Origin of the sequence: Mesorhizobium sp. M4A.F.Ca.ET.022.05.2.1, assembly GCF_003998845.1 — a bacterium.
Taxonomy (GTDB): Bacteria; Pseudomonadota; Alphaproteobacteria; order Rhizobiales; family Rhizobiaceae; genus Mesorhizobium.
Map to the genome: position 1 here is coordinate 1 of NZ_RZOJ01000440.1, position 4,945 is coordinate 4,945.

The 4,945-nt window shown below is 65.5% G+C and carries 7 protein-coding genes; 3 read left to right on the forward strand and 4 right to left on the reverse strand.

Annotation, left to right across the window (positions count from 1 at the left end):
- The coding region (locus EN745_RS29930; RefSeq protein ID WP_189363199.1) for a 3-keto-5-aminohexanoate cleavage protein at window positions 1-311 on the forward strand (311 nt) is incomplete at its 5' end.
- Between the two features lie 16 nt (window positions 312-327).
- Here the strand turns inward: EN745_RS29930 and EN745_RS29935 are convergent.
- Window positions 328-729: a GFA family protein gene (locus EN745_RS29935; protein WP_127422907.1), complete on the reverse strand. Its 402-nt coding sequence runs from the start codon at window positions 727-729 to the stop codon at window positions 328-330.
- Between the two features lie 125 nt (window positions 730-854).
- Window positions 855-1,847, reverse strand: coding sequence for an adenosine deaminase (add, locus tag EN745_RS29940; RefSeq protein WP_127407026.1), 993 nt, complete (start codon window positions 1,845-1,847; stop codon window positions 855-857).
- 158 nt (window positions 1,848-2,005) lie between these two features.
- Between add and EN745_RS29945 the strand changes: the two genes are divergently transcribed.
- Window positions 2,006-2,398: a GFA family protein gene (locus EN745_RS29945; RefSeq protein ID WP_126055455.1), complete on the forward strand. Its 393-nt coding sequence runs from the start codon at window positions 2,006-2,008 to the stop codon at window positions 2,396-2,398.
- Between the two features lie 30 nt (window positions 2,399-2,428).
- Here the strand turns inward: EN745_RS29945 and EN745_RS29950 are convergent, their stop codons facing one another.
- Window positions 2,429-3,937 (reverse strand): winged helix-turn-helix domain-containing protein, encoded by a 1,509-nt coding sequence (locus EN745_RS29950; RefSeq protein ID WP_126055456.1) that lies wholly within the window; start codon window positions 3,935-3,937, stop codon window positions 2,429-2,431.
- Window positions 3,938-4,079: 142 nt separating this feature from the next.
- Between EN745_RS29950 and EN745_RS29955 the strand changes: the two genes are divergently transcribed.
- A complete protein-coding gene (locus EN745_RS29955) occupies window positions 4,080-4,322 on the forward strand; it encodes a DUF1127 domain-containing protein (protein ID WP_126055457.1) in 243 nt (80 codons plus the stop codon).
- Between the two features lie 19 nt (window positions 4,323-4,341).
- Here the strand turns inward: EN745_RS29955 and EN745_RS29960 are convergent.
- Window positions 4,342-4,945, reverse strand: a 604-nt coding sequence (locus tag EN745_RS29960; RefSeq protein WP_145992209.1) for a Gfo/Idh/MocA family oxidoreductase, incomplete at its 5' end; no start/stop codon positions are given.

The window sequence follows — 4,945 nt, forward strand, 5'->3', positions numbered from 1 at the left end:
CGCTCGACCATGGCGGGCGCGTGCTGCGCGTCCTGATCGAGATTTCCGAACAGACGCTCGACGAGGCTTTCCAAGTCGCCGACGGCATCGAAACGGTGCTGGCGCGCGCCGGAATCCGCCGCTCGATCCTGCTGCACGGCGAGAACGCGACAGTGTGGCCGTTCGTCGAGCGGGCGGCGGCTCGAAACCTGTCGACCCGGGTCGGGCTGGAGGACGGCAAGCACCTGCCGGACGGCAGCGTCGCCGCCGGCAATGCGGCGCTGGTGGCGGCTGCGGTGACGATTTATCGGGCAGGCCGATTGCGGCGCTAAGAACGCTCGCCGGAAGTCAGCCGAACGTCGCCAGAGGCTTGGCGCGGATCTCGACCCACGCGCAGCGCCGGCTGTCGTGATAGAAGGACTGGAACGGCGCCGGGAAGGACGGGTCGGCAAAGGCGCCGACGGGAATTGCGATCACACCGGGCTGGCTGTCGAGCCGGTAGTGGACGGTGGTTCCGCAATCCGGGCAGAAGCTATAGCTGACGCGGCCGCCCTGCTCGCCGACACGGGTGAACTCCGCCGCCCGTCCCTGGATGGACACGTCACCTTCCTTAAACCGGACATTGTAGCTAAAGGCACTGCCGGTGCGCCGCTTGCAGGCCAGGCAATGGCATACGGAAATGCGTACGATCTCGCCCGAGCAGACAGCCGAAAGCTGGCCGCAAGAGCATTCCGCGCGACGACTGACCATGGCCGGCTCCTTTCGGCTCCGCCCGGCCTCGTCCGACCAGCGCGGCTGGAGCAGCTTATTGAGTTCGGAAGCACGGCGGAAGGGCACTTCAGGCTCTCGCCCGTCACGGAGCGCGGCGGCCTTTGTCAGGCCCGCCAGGCCGCCAGATCCGCCAGGATTTGCGCCTTCAGCGCGGGGTCGGCATAGCTCGCCTTGACCGATGTCGCCGCGAGCTCGCGGATGGTTTCGCCGTCCCAGGCGAACGCGTCGGCGCAGGCGGCATAGGATACTTCCAGCGTGGTGTCGAGCAGCGCCGGATCATCGGTGTTGATCGAGACCGGAACACCGGCCCGGCGCAAGGTGTCGATCGGATGTTCGGCGATCGACCGGTAGAGGCCGAGCGTGACGTTGGAGATCGGGCAGACGCCAAGGGGGATCTGCCTCTCAGCCAGCAGGTCGACCAGGTCCGGCTTCTCGATCGCCCGCACGCCGTGGTCGATGCGGTCGGCGCCAAGCAGGTCGACCGCGTCGCGCACGCCCTCCGGACCGCTGGACTCGCCGGCGTGAACGGTCCGCCGCAGGCCCGCCGCAGCCGCACGGCGGAACGCTTCGGCAAAGCGCGGGCCGGTGCGGCCGGCGGCGGCTTCGTTGCCGTCGATCGACAGCGCAACCACGCGCGGATGCCTGATCCCGCTCAGCAGCTCCACCAGCTCGATCGCTTCCTCCGCCGACTGGGTGCGCAACAGGCTGACGCAAAGCCCGACCGGAGGGTGACCGTCCTCTTCGGCGGCCGCGAAGCCGGCGTCGAAGGCGTCGATCATCCCCGGAATGTTCTTGTACCAGTGCGGCCAGTGAGTCGGGTTGACGATGACGTCGGCATAGCGCACGCCGCTCCTGGCCATGCGCTGGGCGAACTTGTAGGCCGTGCTCGCCAGCTGCTCGCGCGTGCGGAACGTGCCGCACAGCCAATCGAGCATTTCGAGGAAACTCTTCAGGTTGTGCGCCTCGAACAGCCTGTCGCGCGGCGCGCGCAACGGAATGCCGGCTTCCTCGCAATTCCTGATCACGTCGTCGGCCTCGAAGCAGCCCTCGACGTGGATGTGCACCTCGGCTTTCGGCAATGCGATGTAGTCGGTCAACGGACGTCTCCCCTGTTCACGCGCCGCATTCAATCACGAAAAGGCCCGACCCATGCTTCAAGAAATGATTGAAAGAATTGCGCGAGGCGGCGGCAATTGCCGCGGCAGTACCGTTCGTTGTAGCCATTGCGACCGCTTGATTTTGGAGGAGACGCGGCATGGACCCAATCACCGGCGGCTGCCTGTGCGGTAACGTCCGCATCGTTGCGTCGGGTGCCCCATACAGGGTCGGCATCTGCCACTGCCTCGACTGCCGCAAGCATCACGGGGCGCTCTTCTATGCCGCGGCGGTGTTCGCTCAGGATGCGGTGACGATCGAGGGCGAAACGCGCGATTATGCCGGACGGTTCTTCTGTCCGCGCTGCGGCTCGTCCGTCTTCGCCCGCACTGGAGACGAGATCGAAGTTCATCTGGGCTCCCTGGATGCTCCCGACCAACTGGTGCCGACGTACGAACTCTGGACCGTTCGTCGCGAGTCCTGGTTGCCGCCGTTTCCGCTCAAGAGACGCTACGAGCGCGATCGTGACGCCACGGGTCGTAGCGAGGGATAGCCGCGCAGTTTGGGCGGTCACGCCGGGGCTTCAGTCCGGAAGGCCGGCCTTGCGGAAGCCATCGACGAAATGCTGCATCGTCGCGTCGTCGCGGAACGGCTCCGTCGCGACCCAATAGGCGGTACTAAAATGCCGGTTGCCGACGAGGAACAGTTCGACCTCCGCGCGCGCCTCATCGAGCCGGCCAAGTTGCGCAAGGCTTGCCGCCAGGAAACGGCGCGAGCTCGTGCGATAGGTCTCGTCCCGGCGCAGCGTCTCGACGGCGGCTTCGTATTCACGGGCCGCATATTGTGCCTGACCGAGTGTCAGATAGTACCAGCTTGGCGGATAGGGGTTCAGCCGGAATGCCTTGCGAATGTGCTCGAGGCTTACCTCGATCTGCCCGGCCAGAACCTCGATGTCGGATATCGTCGCCCAGGCGTCGGCTTCGTTCGGATCGAGTTCGAACGCCTTGGCGAATTCAGCGTCCGCCTCGTCGAAGCGGCGTTCATAGGCAAGCAGGTTGCCCAGCACCCAGTGGCAGCCGGCATCGTTGGGATCGATCGCCACGGCCTTGCGCGCCAGCTCCAGGGCAACGCTCCGATTGGGTTCGATGGGTTCTCCCCAATGCACCCATTGCATCCAGTGGTTCATGGCAAGCCAGCGATAGGCCTCGGCGTAGTCCGGATCGAGCGAAACGGCGCGCGTCAGCATCAGGTGCGCTTCCCGCGCCGTCTGCGGCGAATCGTCGATCAGCTTGCGCGCCCGCACACACAGATCATAGGCCTCGAGATTTTTGGGCCGGTTGCGCGGCGGCGGCGCGCGCAGCCGGCCAAGCAGTGCCTCGACGATCTTGGCCGTCACCTCGTCCTGAACGGCAAAGATGTCTTCAAGGCTGCGATCGTAGCGTTCCGCCCACAGATGTTCGCCGCTCGAAGCGTCGACCAGCTGGGCATTGATGCGCACGCGCCCGGCGGCGCGCCTGGCGCTGCCTTCCAGCAGGTAGCGCACGCCGAGCTCCTCGGCGATCCCGCGCACATCCATCGCCCTTCCCTTGTAGGCAAAGACCGAGTTGCGCGCGATGACGAACAGGCCCGCGTTCCTCGACAGGTCGGTGATCAGGTCTTCGGTCAGCCCGTCCGCGAAGGACTCCTGCCCGGGATCATTGCTGAAGGCGACAAAGGGCAGCACGGCGATGGACGGCTTGCCGGGCAGCGGCAAGGGTTTTCGCTTCGCCTCGCCGAGCTGTTCGATGACGCCAGTGAAGCGGTAGCCGACGCGCGGCACCGTGGCGATCCAGTCACCGCCATCGGCGGCCGGACCGAGCAGCTTCCTGAGCTGGGCGATCTGGACCGTCAGGTTGCCTTCCTCGACGGCCGTTCCCGGCCATGCGGCATCCATCAGCTCGGCCTTGGCCAGGATTTCGCCGGGACGCTCGACCAGCGCCGCAAGCAGCTTCAGCCCGCGATAGCCGGCGGCCACGGGAACGTCGTTGCGAAGCAGCGTTCCCGCAGACGGATCAAGCACATACGGACCAAAGGCAAAGCGCGATCCCTGCATGCGGCTGATCTATAGCCCATTTGGAAGTTTTGAGAACTATTTGGGAGGGCTTAATTACGCCGCTGCCGGCATCCTGCAGAATTCAACCTCATTCAGGTCGAGGCCCCCAAATCGCATGGGCCTCAAACCACAGGAGGTTGCCATGAACGATACCCTTGCAACGGTCCAGCATTGCGCAGCGCGGCAGGCAGCGTCCGCGAGGCGGGCGCCGCGCCGGTCCTTGACGAGCCTGCGCGGCACGATCGCTGCCTGGCGCAGGCAGGCACGCTTTCGCTGGGATCTCAAGCGAATCTCGGAGACCAATCCGCATCTGATCGACGATATCGGCCTGACCAGACGGCAGGTCGAGGAAGAGATCGCCAAGCTGCCCTTCTGGCAACGATAAAGGCTAACCCGGTTGGCCCTCACTGCGTGTCCGCGTGTGCCCTTAGCTCCGCGCGCTTCTCGTCTGACACCACCGCCAGATCGAGCACCTTCTGCAATTCGGCCGCGTGGCGGAAGGATGGCTCGGGCTGGACGCCGCTCTTCACCGCCTCGGCGAAGCGCTCATAGTTGGTCGGCACCGTGCCGGCGTCGAGCGCCTCCCATCTGGCGTTCTCGACATTGTCGCCCACGCACGCCTTCAGCGCCGAGCCTTCGAGATTGTGCATCACCTCGATGCCGCCCTTGTCGCCATAGATGCGCAGCCTGAGCTCGTTGAGATGGCCGGTCGCCCAGCGGCTGGCATGCACCACGCCGAAGGCGCCATTGGAGAAATCCAGCGTCATGGCGAAGCTGTCATTGGCGTCGAGCCCGTATTCGCCGATGCGGTTGCCCGGCGCCTTGTCGAAGGCGCGCAGGCGGCAAAACACATGGTCGATGTCGAGCGCCGCGCCATAGCTGGCGAAATCGAGGATGTGGATGCCGACGTCGCCGAGCACGCCGTTCGAGCCATGGCCGCGCGACAGGCGCCACAGCCATTTCGGGTCGGTGCGCCAGTCGCCCCAGAATTTCGACACCAGCCAGCTT

Excerpts from the sequence above, each read along its gene's own strand:
- EN745_RS29935 (WP_127422907.1), bottom strand. The coding sequence starts at position 729 with ATGGTCAGTCGTCGCGCGGAATGCTCTTGCGGCCAGCTTTCGGCTGTC.
- EN745_RS29945 (WP_126055455.1), top strand. The coding sequence starts at position 2,006 with ATGGACCCAATCACCGGCGGCTGCCTGTGCGGTAACGTCCGCATCGTT.
- EN745_RS29950 (WP_126055456.1), bottom strand. The coding sequence starts at position 3,937 with ATGCAGGGATCGCGCTTTGCCTTTGGTCCGTATGTGCTTGATCCGTCT.
- EN745_RS29955 (WP_126055457.1), top strand. The coding sequence starts at position 4,080 with ATGAACGATACCCTTGCAACGGTCCAGCATTGCGCAGCGCGGCAGGCA.